The sequence below is a fragment of the Kitasatospora sp. NPDC093806 genome, from assembly GCF_040683335.1.
GTDB lineage: Bacteria > Actinomycetota > Actinomycetes > Streptomycetales > Streptomycetaceae > Kitasatospora.
On the sequence record NZ_JBFBDO010000001.1, the window covers coordinates 174,416 to 191,282 of the forward strand.

General features: G+C 71.5%; 23 protein-coding genes and 1 pseudogene. 15 read left to right on the forward strand and 9 right to left on the reverse strand.

Translation table 11 applies throughout. From position 1 onward, the window contains the following. Positions 1–184: 184 nt before the first annotated feature. Entirely contained in the window at positions 185–688 is a 504-nt protein-coding gene (locus AB0N76_RS00750; protein ID WP_363552068.1) for an N-acetyltransferase, read from the reverse strand. A 346-nt stretch (positions 689–1,034) separates the two neighbouring features. Here AB0N76_RS00750 and AB0N76_RS00755 point away from each other — a divergent pair, with 346 nt between their 5' ends. After that, on the forward strand, positions 1,035–1,721 hold the full coding sequence (locus AB0N76_RS00755; protein WP_363552070.1) for a hypothetical protein: 687 nt from the start codon (positions 1,035–1,037) through the stop codon (positions 1,719–1,721). A gap of 582 nt (positions 1,722–2,303) precedes the next feature. Here the strand turns inward: AB0N76_RS00755 and AB0N76_RS00760 are convergent. Further along, positions 2,304–2,756, reverse strand: coding sequence for a MarR family winged helix-turn-helix transcriptional regulator (locus tag AB0N76_RS00760; RefSeq protein ID WP_363552072.1), 453 nt, complete (start codon positions 2,754–2,756; stop codon positions 2,304–2,306). Positions 2,757–2,815: 59 nt separating this feature from the next. Between AB0N76_RS00760 and AB0N76_RS00765 the strand changes: the two genes are divergently transcribed. Further along, the gene (locus AB0N76_RS00765) at positions 2,816–3,238 is read left to right on the forward strand and encodes a hypothetical protein (protein WP_363552074.1); all 423 of its coding nucleotides are present in this window, start codon (positions 2,816–2,818) and stop codon (positions 3,236–3,238) included. A 92-nt stretch (positions 3,239–3,330) separates the two neighbouring features. Then, positions 3,331–3,714, forward strand: a complete 384-nt coding sequence (locus AB0N76_RS00770) for a hypothetical protein (RefSeq protein ID WP_363552076.1) — start codon at positions 3,331–3,333, stop codon at positions 3,712–3,714. 18 nt (positions 3,715–3,732) lie between these two features. Here AB0N76_RS00770 and AB0N76_RS00775 read toward each other — a convergent pair. After that, positions 3,733–4,165: pseudogene (locus tag AB0N76_RS00775) on the reverse strand (hypothetical protein). A gap of 301 nt (positions 4,166–4,466) precedes the next feature. Here AB0N76_RS00775 and AB0N76_RS00780 point away from each other — a divergent pair. The 5 genes from AB0N76_RS00780 (at position 4,467) to AB0N76_RS00800 (ending at position 6,844) form a co-directional block, all read left to right on the forward strand. Further along, positions 4,467–4,658: a hypothetical protein gene (locus tag AB0N76_RS00780; protein ID WP_363552078.1), complete on the forward strand. Its 192-nt coding sequence runs from the start codon at positions 4,467–4,469 to the stop codon at positions 4,656–4,658. After that, positions 4,642–5,169 (forward strand): DUF6879 family protein, encoded by a 528-nt coding sequence (locus AB0N76_RS00785; protein ID WP_363552080.1) that lies wholly within the window; start codon positions 4,642–4,644, stop codon positions 5,167–5,169. Before AB0N76_RS00780 ends, AB0N76_RS00785 begins: the two co-directional genes overlap by 17 nt. Then, positions 5,166–5,999 (forward strand): helix-turn-helix transcriptional regulator, encoded by an 834-nt coding sequence (locus AB0N76_RS00790; protein WP_363552082.1) that lies wholly within the window; start codon positions 5,166–5,168, stop codon positions 5,997–5,999. Before AB0N76_RS00785 ends, AB0N76_RS00790 begins: the two co-directional genes overlap by 4 nt. An 82-nt stretch (positions 6,000–6,081) precedes the next feature. Beyond that, positions 6,082–6,321, forward strand: coding sequence for a DUF397 domain-containing protein (locus AB0N76_RS00795; protein WP_363552084.1), 240 nt, complete (start codon positions 6,082–6,084; stop codon positions 6,319–6,321). Positions 6,322–6,403: 82 nt separating this feature from the next. After that, complete coding sequence (locus AB0N76_RS00800; RefSeq protein ID WP_363552086.1) at positions 6,404–6,844, forward strand: hypothetical protein; 441 nt, start codon at positions 6,404–6,406, stop codon at positions 6,842–6,844. Positions 6,845–6,954: 110 nt separating this feature from the next. Here AB0N76_RS00800 and AB0N76_RS00805 read toward each other — a convergent pair whose 3' ends face one another. Both AB0N76_RS00805 and AB0N76_RS00810 read right to left on the reverse strand, forming a co-directional pair. After that, positions 6,955–7,470, reverse strand: a complete 516-nt coding sequence (locus AB0N76_RS00805) for a DUF6879 family protein (protein ID WP_363552088.1) — start codon at positions 7,468–7,470, stop codon at positions 6,955–6,957. A gap of 135 nt (positions 7,471–7,605) precedes the next feature. Continuing rightward, positions 7,606–8,118, reverse strand: coding sequence for a winged helix-turn-helix domain-containing protein (locus AB0N76_RS00810; RefSeq protein WP_363552090.1), 513 nt, complete (start codon positions 8,116–8,118; stop codon positions 7,606–7,608). A 57-nt stretch (positions 8,119–8,175) separates the two neighbouring features. Between AB0N76_RS00810 and AB0N76_RS00815 the strand changes: the two genes are divergently transcribed. The 4 genes from AB0N76_RS00815 (at position 8,176) to AB0N76_RS00830 (ending at position 11,149) form a co-directional block, all read left to right on the forward strand. Continuing rightward, entirely contained in the window at positions 8,176–9,087 is a 912-nt protein-coding gene (locus AB0N76_RS00815; RefSeq protein ID WP_363552092.1) for a S41 family peptidase, read from the forward strand. 66 nt (positions 9,088–9,153) lie between these two features. Further along, on the forward strand, positions 9,154–9,780 hold the full coding sequence (locus AB0N76_RS00820; protein ID WP_363552094.1) for a GDSL-type esterase/lipase family protein: 627 nt from the start codon (positions 9,154–9,156) through the stop codon (positions 9,778–9,780). Positions 9,781–9,786: 6 nt separating this feature from the next. Further along, complete coding sequence (locus tag AB0N76_RS00825) at positions 9,787–10,251, forward strand: hypothetical protein (protein WP_363552096.1); 465 nt, start codon at positions 9,787–9,789, stop codon at positions 10,249–10,251. 157 nt (positions 10,252–10,408) lie between these two features. Further along, positions 10,409–11,149 (forward strand): hypothetical protein, encoded by a 741-nt coding sequence (locus AB0N76_RS00830; protein WP_363552098.1) that lies wholly within the window; start codon positions 10,409–10,411, stop codon positions 11,147–11,149. A gap of 63 nt (positions 11,150–11,212) precedes the next feature. On the opposite strand, the gene AB0N76_RS00835 is transcribed toward AB0N76_RS00830, so the two are convergent. Beyond that, positions 11,213–12,040, reverse strand: coding sequence for an oxidoreductase (locus AB0N76_RS00835; RefSeq protein WP_363552100.1), 828 nt, complete (start codon positions 12,038–12,040; stop codon positions 11,213–11,215). A gap of 113 nt (positions 12,041–12,153) precedes the next feature. On the opposite strand from AB0N76_RS00835, the gene AB0N76_RS00840 reads away from it, so the two are divergent. Both AB0N76_RS00840 and AB0N76_RS00845 read left to right on the forward strand, forming a co-directional pair. Further along, positions 12,154–12,573, forward strand: a complete 420-nt coding sequence (locus AB0N76_RS00840) for a MerR family transcriptional regulator (protein WP_363552102.1) — start codon at positions 12,154–12,156, stop codon at positions 12,571–12,573. A 126-nt stretch (positions 12,574–12,699) separates the two neighbouring features. After that, positions 12,700–13,080: a TipAS antibiotic-recognition domain-containing protein gene (locus tag AB0N76_RS00845; protein ID WP_363552104.1), complete on the forward strand. Its 381-nt coding sequence runs from the start codon at positions 12,700–12,702 to the stop codon at positions 13,078–13,080. Positions 13,081–13,114: 34 nt separating this feature from the next. On the opposite strand, the gene AB0N76_RS00850 is transcribed toward AB0N76_RS00845, so the two are convergent. The 3 genes from AB0N76_RS00850 to AB0N76_RS00860 are packed head-to-tail and all read right to left on the reverse strand — an operon-like array spanning position 13,115 to position 15,388. Continuing rightward, positions 13,115–13,540, reverse strand: coding sequence for a VOC family protein (locus tag AB0N76_RS00850; RefSeq protein ID WP_363552106.1), 426 nt, complete (start codon positions 13,538–13,540; stop codon positions 13,115–13,117). Between the two features lie 40 nt (positions 13,541–13,580). Further along, entirely contained in the window at positions 13,581–14,819 is a 1,239-nt protein-coding gene (locus AB0N76_RS00855) for a glycosyltransferase (RefSeq protein WP_363552108.1), read from the reverse strand. Positions 14,820–14,854: 35 nt separating this feature from the next. Beyond that, on the reverse strand, positions 14,855–15,388 hold the full coding sequence (locus tag AB0N76_RS00860) for a MarR family transcriptional regulator (protein ID WP_363552237.1): 534 nt from the start codon (positions 15,386–15,388) through the stop codon (positions 14,855–14,857). 110 nt (positions 15,389–15,498) lie between these two features. Here AB0N76_RS00860 and AB0N76_RS00865 point away from each other — a divergent pair, with 110 nt between their 5' ends. Then, the gene (locus tag AB0N76_RS00865; protein WP_363552110.1) at positions 15,499–16,830 is read left to right on the forward strand and encodes an SgcJ/EcaC family oxidoreductase; all 1,332 of its coding nucleotides are present in this window, start codon (positions 15,499–15,501) and stop codon (positions 16,828–16,830) included. Positions 16,831–16,867 lie beyond the last annotated feature (37 nt).

Below are 16,867 nucleotides of genomic sequence, written 5' to 3' on the forward strand. Positions count from 1 at the left end.
CTGCCGGTTGTCGGGGTTGGTTTCGGGGCTGAACTGCCCGGCCTGGCGGGCGATCCAGGTGTACAACAGGGCCTCCGGGAACCACTCGGAACGGGATCGCACACCCGAGCTACCTGGAGACCCTGCTTCCACTGCGGAATCCACCGCAGTCACCCGATCGAGACGCCGTTCGATCGACAACCACTTACTTGCCGGAATACTCCGGCAGGGCGAGCCAGTCCGACCAGGAGATCTCGCGGCCGAGGAACCGCGGCTGCTCGAACGGCCAGTCGGCGGCGATCCACTGCGGCACCAGGGCGTCGAAGGCCTGCTCGACCTCGCTGCCGACCAGCTCGTCCACCACCCACCAGGAGATCTCACCGTCCGCGCCGGCCCTCTCCGGCGGGTCGATGTAGACGCAGCCGAGCAGAGCGGTCTCCGCCGCGTCGAACAGGGCGTAGTTGAAGGACTGGTGTGCGGCGATCTCCTTCTCGTGACGCAACAGGTCGACCCGGTCGGCCTCGTAGGTCATGGTGGCCGCGGGCCAGCCCCACGCCGGGCCGAACATGGCCCACAGCCGCTCCCGCGAACCCATCACAGCCGGATAGTCGAGCGGAGCGTCCGCCTCCCGGATCGGCCGCAGGTGATGGCCACCGCCCGGCAGCGGTACCAGGACGGGGTGGACGAAGTCATCAGGAAGCCAGCTCATAGCGCCCGACCGTAGCAGCGCACACCCATCCGCTCCCCTGGATTTCCCCCGCCTACCACCAGCCCCCGCCCCCACCACAACGCCGCCGCCACGACCAACACCCCCCACCACACAGGAAGTCGACCAACCCAACTCCCTCCCCAGCCCATCACCCCCAACTCCCCCGCTCCTCCCAACCGCACCCAATCCGCGCCCCACCATCCATCCCCGCCCCTCACTTGACCCAAATCAGGGACGCCAACCAGCTCGGAATCTGCCGAGTAGAGCAGTGCCCAATCACCCCCAGGGAGCCCACTGGTAGCGTGACCCCACCAGGTTTGAACATGTTCAATATTGGTGGAGTGGCATGGAAACCTTGAGCGTGAGCCGGCCGGTTCCGCGGGCGGGGCGGGTCCTGGCGGTGGCGGCGGCGCTGTGTGCCGCGCCGGCGCTGGTCTTGGGGGTTCTCTTCGTCGAATCGTTGATCGGCATTCCGCTGATCCTCGGTTCGCTCGCCGCCGCCGCACCGCTTCTCTCGCAGGATTGCACCGATTTCCGGCCGGCTTGCCTGGTGTTCGGCTGGGGACTGCTCGCCGTCTCGGTCCTCGGCGCCCCGCTCGGACTGATCGTGCTGACGCCCGCGAGCGTCGTCCTCCTCACCGCGGCGAGCCGCGCACGACCCGAACCCCGGCGCCTGCCACTCCTGCTCGGCGCCTTGGTCGCCACGGCCACCCTCGGCTCCGTCGCCTGGGCCGTCGGCGTCACCTGGATCGCCCCCTACTTCCGGGAACCGGACGCGTTCGTCGCCACCCTCCGGAAGGACAGCCCCCTCCTGGGAGCCGGCCCCCATCCGGAACTCCTCCTCGACGGCTCGGGCTTCGGCCACGGCGCCACCCGAGTCTCCATGCCGGAGGCCGACCGCGTACGACTCGTCGTCGCCTTCGACCCCCGCACCCCCGACGCCGATCTCGCCGTCCTGCGCCGCCTGATCACCGACCTGCCGGGCGTCACCGACGTCCGACTCTGCGACCCACCCGCCGGAAACTGCCGCTGACCATCGACCCCGATGACAACCACGCGAACCGCGCCCACACCCGGCACCCCACCCCTCCGCCAACCACCTCCACCGCACCCGCTCCGCCACCCCATCACTCCCCCATGAGGGACCACCGGACGGCAAGACCCGACCCCTGCCCCTGACCCCCGCAGCCCTCCACCCCCACCCGCACAGGAAGTCGGCCGATCCGACTTCCTATGCAGCCCAGCACCCCGCCCCTCACTTGACCCGGACCAGGGACGCCAACCAACTCGGGAACCGCCGAGAAGAGCAGCACCCAATCACCCCCAGGGATCCCACCACCCACCCCGACCGCGTCGAGCTCCACGAACCCGACGCCACCGGCCGCCTCCCCTCCGCCTCGCACCCCCGCGACCCTCGCTCCCCGCGAGAGGCCGGCCGACGGCAGAGCGCAGCCACTGCTCCGGAACCCCACAACGCCCCACCCCCACCACCCCGCCCGCACAGAAAGTCGGCCGGTCCGACTTCCTATGCGCCGCACCACCCCTCCCCACCCCTCAACTCTCAGACAGCCGACGGCGATCACCACCCCAGGCTCGCACGCCGGGGCGGCCGGCCTCAGTCGATCGTCGGCAAGCCCGCCTCGGCGCCCAGCAGGCCGAGCACACGGCGCAACGCCTCCCGCTCGGAGTCAGCCAACGAGGCGGTGAGTTCCTCGTCCAGCCGGTGCGCGAGCGCGGTGCAGTCGGCGAGCAACTCCCGCCCGGCGTCGGTCAGTGCCAGCACCTGACGCCGCCGGTCCGCCGGATCTCGCACCCGGTCCACCGCGCCGATCTGCTCCAGGTGGTCGGCCAGCGAGACGACCAGGCTGGGTGCCACCGCCATGATCCGGGCCAGCTCCAGCTGGGACGGCGGTGCGCCGGAGTCCAGCGCCACCATCAGGCCGACGTGTTTCGGCTTGAGCCCGAACTCCGCCAGCGCGGCGGTGAACCGCGCCGTGACGACACTGCCGAGCGTGCCGAGCCGGAAGACCACGGAGGCGGCAAGCGGTAGGGGGTTGACATCGTTCACACAACGAACGCTAGCATCCAATAACCATTCACACTTAGAACGATTCGAGGGCTCACTCAATGTCTCGTTCCATCGCCACCCCCGGCCGGGGCACCCGCGCCCTGGTGATCGCCAACGCGGCCGGCGCCGCCCTGTCCATGGCGTTCAGCGTCGCCGGCCTGCTCTCCCCGGAACTGGCCCTGCCCGGCGGCACCGACCCCGCCACCCCGCTCACCGACCTCTACGCCCAGGCCTACGCGGCCCGCGCCCTGCCACTCGGCGCCGCCCTGCTGTACCAACTACTGCTCAGCCGAACCGGCCGCGGCCTCACACCCCTCCTCCTGGTCAGCGGCGCGGTCCAACTCGCCGACGCGGCCATCGGCGCCGCGGCCCACAACCCGGGCATGACGGTCGGCGGCACCGCCCTCGCCGCCCTCCACTTCACCCTCGCCGCCCGCCTCCCCCGCCCCACCACCACCTCACCCTCACCCTCGCCCGCCTGACGAACACCCCCGCACAGGAAGTCGGCCGGTCCGACTTCCTGCGCACCCGCCACCCCTCGATCCGCACCAATACACGCCCGGAAGGAAGCCGTATGAGCGCGGAGAAGGACTACTCCAACTGCCAGATCTACGTCCGAGGCACCAGTCCACAGTTCCTCGCCGAGCTCATCGCCGTGATCCTCGGAGGCCAGGTCGACGATTACTACGGCGTCCGCGCGGAGGGAATGGACTTCGACACCCGCCCGAACCCGGACGCCGGACTCGCCGACGACTTCATCGGCTGGCCACTCAAGATCGACGCCGAAGCCGCCCCGGGCGGCCCCTCCCTCGTCGAACCGGTGTCCCGCCTCCTCACCGCCGCCTGGGCCCGCGGCTACGACGCCATCGCCTCCTGCGACTTCGAGGACGAACTCCCCGACGCCGGCGGCCTCCCCCGCTACGCGGCAACCGCCCCCATCGCGACCGTCATCGCATAACCGCGACCCGACCCGCGCCTAGAGCTCGTAATCCTCAGCCAGTTCCTCCCAGTGAATGCCACGAATCGCGAGATCTGCACCCTCACCCGACGGGACGTCCGGGCCAGGCTGGAACCAGGCCACCACAAGAGCGGAGCGGTGCAGCACCGGGTTGAGCTCGGCAGCAACCGCCGCTGAGCGAAAGTTGCCGATGCAGGTCACGGCAGGCAGGACCTCGACAGGGCCGAAACCACCGGCGGTCTGGTCCGGATACTCACGGGAAGGCGGAACAACGTGGACCGGCCCGGAAGGAAACGCGCTTTCGGCCTGCCGGTGGAGGCTACTGAGCTTCAGGTCGTTGATGAGCTTGCACGGATAGCCCTCCAACATCCCCCCGCAGGTCGAAGACATCCGCAGCTCCACGAGCTCGATCGAACGGCCGGAAAGCGAGGGTGATGTGACTCAGCGACATGCCGACACCCTACGCCCGTGATCCACTCCCGACAGGTGGCGTGCGACCGGAACCACGGCCACGAGGGCCCCGCCCCGCTCCCCCTCCGCACCCCTGCACAGGAAGTCGGCCGATCCGACTTCCTGTGCACCCCCGCCGCCCCCCGCTCTCCTCCGAGGGTGGGGCCGCCGGTGCGGCCGCCCCTCACCGCGCACCTGTTCGATGCCGAGCCGCTTTCCAGTAGCGGAAACACGAAGTTCTTGCCTGCGCCCCAACGGCCTCGGGACCATCGTCATGACACCGACCGAGTGCGGAGGCAGCAGTGCAGCTGACACGACTTGTGGGTTCCTGCGATGAGGGCGAGTGCCCGACGCTGTACCTGACCGACCGGGGCACGCTCGCCGTCCAGGGCGAGCGGGTGACCGAGCACCACATCCGGCTCCCGGCCCACGAGGCCCTGGTCGAGATCCCGGTCGAACTCATCCGAAAGGCGCTCCGTGACAACCTCATCTAGGACCCTCGGGGCCTGCTTCTCGACGTTCAGCCGCGAGGCGTTCCGGCTGGAGACCCTGGACGACTACAGCCGGTCCGGCGGCGTCGACGCCTACCAGGCCTTCCTCGCCGGTGAAGCGCAGCCGGCGGGCTACCGGACCGCCGGCTGGGTCACGACGGTCACCGACGCCACCGACGCCGGCAAGCGGATGTACCGGGTCCACATCCTCTCGCGCCCGCTCACCGACTACCTCCGGTTCGAGCTCACCTGGGGTTACCACCGCAACATGGCCGCCGGCGAGGAGTTCTTCATCCTCGACACCACCGACCAGGCCAACCCGATCCCGGAGGCCCCGGACTTCTGGCTGTTCGACGACGAGAACGTGGCGGCGATGAACTACGACGGCGACGGCACGTACCTCGGCACCGACTTCCTCACCACCGACCGCCTCGCCGAGTTCAAGGCGTACCGCGACACCGCCATGGCACACGCCGTACCGTTCCCGGCTTGGTGGGCCGAGTACGCCGCGTGAACAGAACGCAGCTCGGGACGGCGCTGCGGGCACTCCGGCAGGCTTCCGGCAAGGAAGCCAAGACCGTGGCCCGTGGCGCCGTCATGTCCGCGAGCAAGCTGAGCAAGATCGAGACCGGCAAGGCGCCACCCACCGTCGTGGACGTGGAACGCATCCTCACGGCCATAGGCGTGTCCGACGAGGTCAAGACCGAGTACATGGCGGCCGCGCGGGCAGAGGCCACGGAGGCGACGGCCTGGCGGCTGATCCGCCGCTTGGGGCACCACCGCAAGCAGCAGCAGATCAAAGCACTCGACGACACCACCGGACTGATTCGCGTATTCCAACCCTCCCTCGTCCCGGGTCTGTTGCAGACCCCGGAATACGTACGGGCCGTTTTCGGGAGAAGAGATCTCACCGAGGAACAACTGTCGCGGGCGGTCGCAGCCCGGCTCGCTAGGCAGCGGTCGCTCTACGACGCCACCAAGACGCTGCGATTCGTCATCACCGAGCCGGTTCTCCGGTGGCGCCTCGTGCCCGCCGCCATGATGGCCGGGCAGCTGGACCGGATCATCTCGGCTTCTCGCCTCTCCCACGTGGACATCCGGATCGTGCCGCTCTCCGCCCCGCAGACCGATGTTCCCGCGCACTCCTTCGTCATCCGGGACGACCGCATGGTCACGGTCGAAACGGTGCATGCCGAGCTGATGGTCACCGACCCACGAGACGTGGAGACATACATTCATAAGTACGACGGATTTGCAGCCGGAGCCCTGTCCGGTGACGAGATGCGTCGCGCGGTCGAAGGCATTCGGGACAAGTATTTGAGGGAACAGGAAAGCATCCCGTAACACCCCTCTCCTGCACTTACGTTGGGTGCCCGCCCGACGCCGGGAGTCACCGTGGCTACCGGCGATCCATAGGAGGTGGCACGTGCAGCAGAACGACCTGTACGAGATCGAGGTCCCGTCGGAGCTGACCGCCTACAAGGCGTGCGGCGGCAACCCGCAGTCGGAGCACGAGACCTGCGCGACCCTGCGCGAGGTGCCCGGCGTGGCCGGCGGGCTCTGGGTGATGGGCGACACCAAGCGCCCGGGCATCGAGCTGAGGTTCAGCACGGCCGAGTTGGCCGCCGCCGGCATCGAGCCTGCCCGGTTCGACACGGCTGTCTGACCCGATCCGCTCCCGCAGGATTCGGCCCCGCTCCCGAACCGATCGGGAGCGGGGCCGACCCATCCGCGAAGGGAGGGCGCGTATGGATCACTGGCACCGGCCCGAACTCCACTGGCACTGCTACACCTGGGTGGGCAGCAAGCGGCCCGAGGACATCGAACGACGACCGCCCGAGCCCCAGAATGGCAGACGGCCCGCCTGGAATAGTCCCACCCCACCCCTCGAAGTCATGCACTGGCTCGCCAAAACGGCCGCCCACATCAAGCTCACCACCGATGACCCGGCCGACGCCCTCACATGGCTGGGCAGGCAACTCGCCGACGCCCCCGCCTTGGACACCGACCTCGCCCCGGACCAGCGACAGGCCCACGCCCGGGACTTCCTCACCACCTACCCCCACGACGTCATGTGGACGTACTGGACGCCCGCCCGGCAACTCCGTTGTATCGCCGCCGTCTCCTGCCCCCGTACCCACAACCCCACCAGCGAGCCACCCCCACCCTGCCCATTGCGGCGGGGATGAACCCGGACTGGCCCGGCCGCGGCACATGCGCCCACCGGCCTCCTCCCGCACAGGAAGTCGGCCGATCCGACTTCCTGTGCGATCCGGCCGGAGCCGATCAGGTTCCAGCGTCACCCGTGGGCTTTCAGATAGTCGGCGAACGGCACCGCGTGGGCGAGTGCCAGCCGCCTCAACTCGCGGCACTCCTCCGCGTGGTGGTCGGCCAGTTCGCGGTTGATCTGGGTGCCGTCCGGGCGGAAGTTCAGCCGCACGACAGAGACGTCGTCGAACAGCCACCAGTCCTGGAGCGGGATGCCGTGGTCCTGCCCGGTGATGTCGAGGATCCGGATGTCCTCACCGGCGGCGATGTTGCCGGGGATGCCCCAGGCGAACTGGTAGCGCTGGTAGTCCGTCAACGGCTGCCGGACCACCCGGACGCGCCCGATGGTCCGGCCCGAGGAGACGAAACCCCGGACCCTCGCGTGCCAGGCCGCGTTGTGCTCCGCCGGCTTGGGCTCGCCCCGCAGGAACCGGGCGAGGTTCTCCGCCTCGCGCGGCATCGTGTAGACGGGCTGGGCTTCGAGCCGGAACGCGTCGCGCCGGTACCCGTCGAAGTGCCGACGCCAGGCGTCACCATCCAAGAGCACGGACCGCCTCCTCCTCCGGAGCGGCGAGGGCGGCGAACCGGCCGCCCGGCACCACGAAGGCTAGGGAGCTCCGAACCCACCGTCCACCCGAACCTCGAAGTGTTCCCGTTCCGGACCAAGGAGCGCCAACCGGCCCTACCCCCCAGCGTGCCGGTAGAGCGTCACCAGGATGCCGTGCACCGGTTCGCCCTCCGGGTCCTCCTCCGCCTCGTCGACGAGGGCGGCCAGGGCCCCGGCGAGGCGGGCCGCCTTGGCGGGGCTGAGGCGGAGGTGGCGCAGGGTCAGGAGGTGGTCGGCGGGCGAGCGGTCCAACTCCTGGGCCACGGCGCCGAAGAGTGCGGCCGTGCCCTCGGCCTGCGGTTCGTCGACGAGGAGTCGCTCGGCGGACCGCCGGTAGTACTTCTCGGTGCCGCCGCGCACCCGTCGTGTTCCCGCGTCCTGGATCAGCCCCGCCTCGCCCAGCACCCTGAGGTGGTGGGAGACGCTGCCCTTGTTCACTCCCAGCTGTGCGGCGAGCCGGCTGATCGTCGACGGCCGGGCGCTCAGGGCGAAGAGCAGGCGCTGGCGCAGGGGGTGGGCGAGTGCGGTGTGCTGCAGGGGCGCGCTGATTCGCTGGACGCCTTCGTCTTCATCCGGTTGATGGCTCACCAGATCAAGCGTTAAGTACGGTTGACGCTTTTGCAAGCCACTGATCTACTCCCTCCCATGATCCCCACCACATCGCCTGCCGCGCTGGACGCCACCGCCGTCGTCGAGTCGATCGCCGACCTGGTCCGCGAGAACTACGTCTTCCCCGACGCCGCCCGGCAACTGGCGGACCTGCTGCGGCGGCGGAGCGCCGACGGGGCCTACCCGGCCGAGTCCGCCGAGGGGTTGGCCGACGCGGTCACCTCCGACCTGCGGTCGGTCAACGGCGATCTGCACCTGGCCCTCAAGTACCACGCCGTGCCGGTGCCGCCCGAGCAGGGTGCGGCGGTGCTCGCCACGGCGCGGCGGCGGTTCGACGCCTCCCTGGGCGGTGTCCCGCGCGTGGAGCTCCTGGACGGCGGCGTCGCGGTCCTGGAGATCGGGCCCATGGTGTTCCCGCTGGACTGGGCGGCTCAGCCGCTGGCCGCGGCGCTCTCCCTGGTCGCGCCCGCCGACGCGCTCGTGCTGGACCTGCGCCGCAACGTCGGCGGCGATCCGAACACCGTCGCCTTCATCTGCGGCTACCTGCTCGACGGCCGCACGCACCTCAACACCATGCTCTCGCGGCAGGGCGAGGTGGCCGAGCAGTCCTGGACGCCCCCGTTCGTGCCGGGCGCCCGCTTCGGCGGTGACAAACCGCTCTACGTGCTGACCAGCGCGGACACCTTCTCCGCGGGCGAGGAGCTCGCCTACGACCTGCAGCAGCTCGGGCGCGCCGAGGTCGTCGGGGAGACCACCCGGGGCGGCGCCCACCCGCGCGAGGGCTGGACGGTGCACCCGCACCTGGAGCTCAGCGTGCCGGTCGCCCGCGCGGTCAACCCGGTCTCGGGCACCAACTGGGAGGGCACCGGCGTCCGGCCCGACGTGCCGTGCGACGCCGCGGCCGCGCTCGACCGCGCGGTGGCCCTGGCCGTGGCACGTCTGGCCTAGGGCGCGCCCTGTCCGCCCCTTGGGCGCACGCGTGCCGGGGCCCGGCCGATCGCTAGGGTCGGCCGAATGGTCGAGGACATGCGGATCTGCTTCATCGGTGACTCGTTCGTCCAGGGGGTCGGCGACCCGGAGTACCGGGGGTGGGTCGGACGGGTGCTGGAGGCCAGCGGCGGCGGCATCACGGCGTTCAACCTCGGCGTCCGGCGCAACACCTCCGAGGACGTCGCGGAGCGCTGGCGGCGGGAGGTGCTGCCGCGGACCGCGCCCGGGGCGGACAACCGGCTCGTCGTCTCCTTCGGGAGCAACGACGCCATCCTGGAGAACGGCGCGGTGCGCGTCGGCCCGGAGCGCTGCCTGGAGAACCTGGCCTCGATCCTGGACGAGAGCCTGGACGAGAGCCTGAGCCGCGCCGTCCTCCCGCTGGTGGTCGGCCCGCCGCCGGTCGTCGTCGCCGGGGACGGGCACCTGCGCCGCACCGCGGCGCTCGCCGAGGGGATGGCCGCCCTCTGCGCGTCGCGGCACGTCCCGTTCGTCGACACCACCCTGCGCCTGGCCGACGATCCCGTCTGGGTCCGCGAGGCCACGGCCGGCGACGGCGCGCACCCGGGCGCCGACGGCTACCGGCGGCTGGCCGACCTCGTTCTGGCCGGCCAGTGGCGGGACTGGATCGCCAACGGCCGGCTGACAGACTGAGGTCCCATGCCGAACCCGCTCGACGCCCCGGACGCCGTGGCCGCCGCCGCCGAACCGCTTGAGGAACTGCTCGACAGCGTCATCTTCGTGTCGTCCCTCGAACTGTTCTCCGTGGTCCCGGTGGCCGGCGTGGCCCCCGGTCCGGACCGGTTGGCGAACCTCGCCCAGGCCGTGTACGACGCGGGGCCCACCGGACACCGGGTGGGCTGGCCGGTCCGCCCGTTCGAGCCGCGGCGGACCTGGCGGGAGATCCTCCACCGACAGGTGACCGCACGCCTCACCGAACCCGACCAGGTCCGGCTGGCCGGCGAACTCACCGAGGGCATCGCCGACCTCATCGAGGCGCACCTGGGACCGGTCCGGAGCTTCTGCGACGTCAGCGACCCGCGCAGCGGCTACATCTGGTGGCGCAACCTGCTGCTGGTCACCGACGACTGGGCCACCATCCTGCACTTCGGGGTCTGCGACTGAGGCCCCACAGTGGTGACGTTCACCCCGTACGCACACTCTGGTGCCGCTGCCATGACTCTGACACCATCTCAGCCGAGATGATCACACAACTGCGCCGATGGCTCATCTCACCTGCGTCAATGCATCCGTAGAGCAGCGAGAGAATCCGAGGCCAACCATGAAGACCACGACCTTAAGGAACCGCGTCCCGCACCTGGTGATGGTCGTGCTGATGTTCCTGGGCATGATGACCGCCGCGAGCACGCAGGCCCAGGCGGCGGCGGCGCAGCAGGTCGCCGCCGCAGGCGCGACGATATGTTCCAACGCGCCCATCCCGACGGGCTGGGTGATCACCTGGTCCTACAGCAGCAGCAGCTGTCCCGGCACCGGCGTGGCCTACAACATCGCCGACACGAGCGGGCAGACCGCCATGGGCGGCGTCTGTTCCATGTCGCCCATCCCGGCGGGCTGGGTGATCACCTGGTCCTACAGCAGCAACACCTGCGCCGGCACCGGCGTCGCGTACAACATCAACAACACCGCCAACCAGACCAGCATGGGCGGCGTCTGCTCCATGTCCCCCATCCCCGCCGGATGGGTCATCACCTGGTCCTACAGCACCAACAGCTGCGCCGGCACCGGCGTCGCCTACACCATCAACAACACCGCCAACCAGACCAGCATGGGCGGCGTCTGCTCCATGTCCCCCATCCCGGCGGGCTGGGTGGTCACCTGGTCGTACAGCACCAACAGCTGCGCCGGCACCGGCGTCGCCTACAGCATCTACAAGCTCACCAACCAGACCACCGCCGAGGTGTGCTCCTTCTCCCCCATCCCCGCCGGGTGGGTCATCACGGACACGCACAGCAGCGGCAGCTGCTACGGCAGCGGCCGCGCGTACTACATCCGCAAGGCCTGACGGGCAGCCCGCACAGGAAGTCGGCCCGTCCGACTTCCTGTGCGGTTCGCGGTCCCGCGGAACTCAGACGGCGGTGGAGAGCGCCACGTGCCGCCACCGGTCGAGTTCGCTCCGGACGTGGTCCAGCTTCGCCTCGACGCGCTCGACCGCGTCCGCGCCCAACTGCAGCCGCAGCGGCGGCTCGGCGGCCTCGGTGACGTCGACCACGGCCCGGGCGGCCTTCGCCGGGTCCCCCGGCTGCCGGCCGTCGACCCGGGCCAGCGCCTCGCGCACCGGTCCCGCTCCCGCCGCGTAGTCGGCGATGGCGGCCGGCTCCACCCGCAGGCTGGAGCCGCCGAGGAAGTCGGTGCGGAAGCCGCCCGGCTCGACGATGGTGACGCGGACACCCAGCGGGGCCAGTTCGCCGTGCAGCGCCTCGGAGATGCCTTCGACGGCGAACTTCGACGCCCCGTACAGGCCGATCGCCGGCGCGGTCGCGAAGCCGCCGACCGAGCCGATGTTCAGGACGTGCCCGGACCGCTGGGCGCGCAGGGTCGGCAGGGTCGCCCGCAGCGTGTTGAGCACGCCGAACACATTGACGTCGAACAGCGCCCGGGCGGCGGCGTCGGAGGTCTCCTCGATCGCGCCGACCAGACCGTAGCCGGCGTTGTTGACCACGACGTCGATCCGGCCGAACCGGGCCAGTCCGGTCTCCACCGCCGCCGCCAGCTGCGCCGGGTCGGTGACGTCCGCGATCACCGCCAGCAGTCCGTCGGGCCCGTGCGGGAACGCCTTGCGCACGGCCGCCGCGTCCCTCGCCGTCGCGATCACGCTGTGGCCCCGGTCCAGCGCCTCCCGGGTGATCTCCGCGCCGAGCCCCCGCGACGCCCCGGTGACGAACCAGATACCCATGCTCTCCCCTGTTCCGATGTTCCGATGACCCAACCGCCCCGATGGGCCGACGGAACGACGCTAGATCCTAGAGTCGGGTCTAGATCAAGAGCCGAAACGCGGGGAGGCCGCCCATGGACCTGAGCATCGGTGAGGTGGCGCAGCGCAGCGGGCTGAGCGTGCACGCGCTGCGGTTCTACGAGCGGGAGGGCCTGTTCGCCAACCCCGTGCGCCGCCTGGCCAACGGCCGCCGGATCTACCACGAGGAGGATCTGGAGTGGCTGGCGGTCTGCACGAAGCTGCGCTCCTCCGGCATGCCCCTGCCCGCGATCCGGCGGTACGTCGAACTGGCCCGCCAGGGCGCGGGCAACGAGAACGAGCGGCTCGCACTGCTGCGCGAGCACCAGGAGCACGTGGAGGCGCAGCTCCGGGAGCTGCGGGGCGCCCTGGACGTGATCCGGTACAAGGTGCGGATCTACGAGGACCACCTCGCCCGCGGCGAGGCCGACCGACTCTGGAACCCGTCCCATGGCACCCGACCCGCCGAGCACTAAATGGCTTGCTCCCAGGCGAGGCGCCTGTCACCGTTCCGCCTGGACCGACAGTCGATCACCGTCGGCAGGTCGTCCGCCTCTTGAGGAATTCACCGAAGAGGCACGGGAATCAGGAGAAGTGGTGCCATGGAAAATCAGTACGAGGACGAGTGTCGCCGGGCGCTGGCCGAGGAGCAGGCGAAGAGCCTTGCCGAGACCGGCAATTGGTCGCACGTGGACAAGGACCAGGTCCACCGGGACTGGGACGTGCTGTACCGGGAGATCGCGGCTCACCTGGACGATTCCCGGCCCGGGGACCAGCCGATCCAGGAACTCGTCCGCCGGCACTTCGACATCACCTGCCGGTTCTACCTCCCCACCCGGGAGGCGTACGTCGGCACGGCGTTGCTGTACGCGGAGGACGAGGCGATGCGGGAGTTCCACAACGCCTACCACCCCGGGATGGTGGAATTCCTGGGTGCCGCGATGCGGATATTCGCCGAACGGGGCGTCGGCTTCGCCGCGTAGGACTTCCCGCGCGGCGGCCCGACTCGGCGCGTGGTCAGTCCACGCAGAACTCGTTGCCCTCGACGTCCCGCATCACGATGCAGGAGTCGGTGCCGTCGTACAGCAGGCGTTCGCGGACGGCGCCGAAGGCCAGTAGGCGGGTGCACTCGGCTTCGAGGACGGCGAGGCGCTCCTCGCCCACGAGGCCGGTGCCGACGCGCACGTCGAGGTGCAGCCGGTTCTTGACCGCCTTGCCCTCGGGGACGCGCTGGAAGTACAGCCGCGGGCCCACACCGGAGGGGTCGACGCAGGCGAACCACGAGCCCCGCTCCTCGGCGGACCGGGTCTCCTGGTAGGCGTCCCAGCTGTCGAACCCCTTCGGCGGCGGGGCGACGTACCCCAGCACCTCGCACCAGAAGCGGGCCACGCGCTCGGGCTCCGCGCAGTCGAAGGTGACCTGGAACTGCCTGATCGTTGCCATGGGCTGCACCGTAACAGCGGGCGTCGGCGCTCACCTCCCATTAAATGTCCGCCCGTTGACCAGTTCGGGCGGCCGCCGGATCGAGGTGCGCGAGCAGTGCGGCGGCGCCGTCCTCGGCGGCGATCCCGCGGGCCAGTTCGGCCGCGCGGCGGCGGTGGGACGGGTCGGCCAGGCAGTCCGTGATCGCGTCGGCGAGGGCTTCGGCGGTGAGGTCCCCGAACGGCACGGGCCGCGGGGCGACGCCCAGCCGGTGCAGCCGGGCGGCCCAGAACGGCTGGTCGGCCATGACGGGGACGGGCACGGCGGGGACCCCGGCCCGCAGTCCGGCCGCGGTGGTGCCCGCCCCGGCGTGGTGGACGACGGCCGCGGTGCGCGGGAACAGCCAGTCGTGCGGGACGTCCCCGACGGCGAGGACCTCGTCACCGCCGGAGCCCCCCAGCCCGGCCCACCCGGCCTGCACCACCGCGCGCACACCGGCCCGCCGCACGGCCGCCGTCACCAGCGCGCTCAGCCGCTCCCCCTCGCCCGGCGCCATGCTGCCGAACCCGATGAACACCGGCGGCGGCCCCGCCTGGAGGAAGTCGACCAGCGCGGCCGGGGGTTGCCAGCCGTCCGGCCGGGCGGGCCACCAGTAGCCCGTCACCTCGACGCCGTCCGGCCAGTCCGCGGGGCGCGGCAGCACCAGCGGGCTGTAGCCGTGGAAGGCCGGCCGGACGTCCCCGGCGACCGAGGGCGGCTCGCCCGGCAGCCCGAGGCGGTCGCGCAGCCGGGCCACCGAGCCCGCGAAGACCCCGTCCGCGCGGGCCAGCACGTCCCGGCCCGCGGCGAGGTTGGCCGCCGGCCCCAGGTCGTCGACGTTCCCCGCGTTGGGCAGCGGGAACTCCCTGGTGGCGAACGACGGCGTGAGGTAGGTGCCGACGGCCGGGACGCCGAACGCCTCGCCGGCCGCCCGGCTGAGCCCGGCCGGGCCGTAGGCGGTGAGCAGCAGATCGGCTCCGCCGCCGACGGCCTCCGCCACACCGTCGGCGAGCCCGTCCGCGTACGCCCTGGTCAGCGCCCGGACCTCGTCCCGCGACGCGGCCCGGGACCAGTCCCGGATCAGCCGCTGCGGGTCTCCCGGCATCGGCCGGTAGCCGAGGCCGCAGCCGCCGATCAGCGCCTCGAAGGACGGGTGGGCGGCCACGGCGACCTGATGGCCCGCGTCCAGCAGACGCCGCCCGAGACCGGTGAAGGGGGCGACGTCGCCGCGCGATCCGGCGGTGATGATCAGAATCCGCATGGCGCGATTCTCCTCGGTCCTACCCCTCCTCGGTCCTACCGAGCCTGATCCCCCGTCTGGTCGCCGAGGGTGAGGAGGACGCGGCGCAGCAGCTCGGTGAGCCGGTCGCGTTCGACGGCGGTCAGCCCGGCGAGCTGGCGCTCCTCCCCCGCGAGGTGGTGCTCGACGAGGCGGTTGGTGAGCTCCCGGCCGCTGTCGGTCAGGGAGATCAGCACCCGGCGGCGGTGGGCGGGGTCGACGGCCCGTTCGACCAGGCCCTTCTCCACCAGGTGGTCGATCCGGTTGGTGAGCGCGGCGGAGCTGACCATCGCGGCCGAACTCAGCTCGCCGGCGGTGAGGACGTGCGGCGCGCCGGCCCGCAGCAGGGTGGCCAGGACGTCGAACTCCCAGGGTTCGACGCCGTGGAGGGCCAGGTTCTCCTTGATCCCGCGCTCCAGCAGGCGGGAGGCGCGGGAGATCCGGCCGATCACGGCCATGGGGGAGGTGTCGAGGTCGGGGCGGATCGCGCGCCACTGCGCGGTGATGCGGTCGACGCCGTCCGCCGCGTCCACCTGGTCCGTCGTGCCCATCTCGCCCGCCTTGCCCGTATCCGTCTTGTCCGTCATGCCCCGAGCCTAACATTTCGACGTGGAAATGTTTGACATCACGGATCGAAGCTGCCTATAGTTTCGACATCGAAATGTTCGACACAGGGGGGAACGTCATGAAGGTCCTGCTCACCGGCGCCACCGGCTACATCGGCACCGCCGTCACCGACCACCTCACCGCCGCCGGCCACCAGGTCGTCGCCGTCACCCGCGGCGCCGAGCCGCAGCCCGGCCGCGGCTGGCACGCCCAGCTGGTCGGCGACACCGCCGACCCGGCCTCGCTGGCCGGCCTGGTCACCCCGGACATCGAGGCCGTCGTCCACCTCGCCCCGCCGAGCGGCGACGCCGAGGTCGACACCGCCGCCATCGAGGCGCTCGCCACCCCGCTGCGCGGCACCGGCCGCCCCCTCGTGTACACCAGCGGCGTCTGGGTGCTCGGCGCCACCGGCGCGGCCCAGGAGGTCGGCGAGGAGGCCGCCACCAACCCGGTCGGCCTCGTCGGCTACCGCCCGCGGATCGAGCAGCGGGTGCTGGCCGAGGCCGCCGAGGGCGTGCGCGCGGTCGTCGTCCGGCCCGCCATCGTGTACGGGCGCGGCGGCGGCATCCCCGCCATCCTGGTCGACCGGGCCCGCACGCAGGGGGCGCCCGAGTACTACGGCGAGGAGGGCGTGCGCTGGCCGACCGTCCACGTCGACGACCTGGCCGAGCTGTTCGTCGCCGCCGTCGAGCGGGCCGAGGCCGGCAGCCTCTGGCACGGCGTCGGCGAGTCGACCGTCCCGGTGCGCGACATCGCCCGGGCCGCCGGCCGCGCCGCCGGGGTGCTCGCCGCCCCGCGGGTGGTGCCGGTGGAGCAGGCCGCCGAGACCTTCGGCCCGCTGTTCGCGGAGGCGCTCGGCCTCGACCAGAGCGTCAGCGGCGCCGCCGCCCGCACCGCCCTCGGCTGGCGGCCGAGCCGCCCGGGCATCGTGGCCGACCTGCTGGCGGGCTCGTACCGGCCGGTCGAGGTGTTCGGCGCCCCCGAGGGCCCGGAGACCGACGCCGAGGTGGCCGCGATCGCCCGCCTGGTCGCCGAGGTCGAGCACGCCCAGCAGAACGAGCTGGTCGACGGCTTCCTGGAGGTCTTCCGCCGGGCCGACCCGGTCTGGACCACCGGCCACGGCAAGCGGCTGTCGGGCTTCGACGAGATCGCCGAGTTCACCCGGAAGGTGCTGCCCGGCGCGACGGCCGAGTCCACCGCCGTCTACGACGTCGAGCGCGTGCTGTTCCTGCGGCCCGACGTCGCCGCGGTCAACGTCCGCCAGCAGCCGGTCCTCCCGGACGGCACCCGGATCACCGACCGGCCCGAGGGCCGCCCGTTCTACATCCTGGTCAAGGAGGACGGCGCCTGGCGCGTCGGCGCCGCCCAGAACACCGTCGTCGCCTGACCGACCCCCGCACCACCCTTCACCCGCGCACCCACCT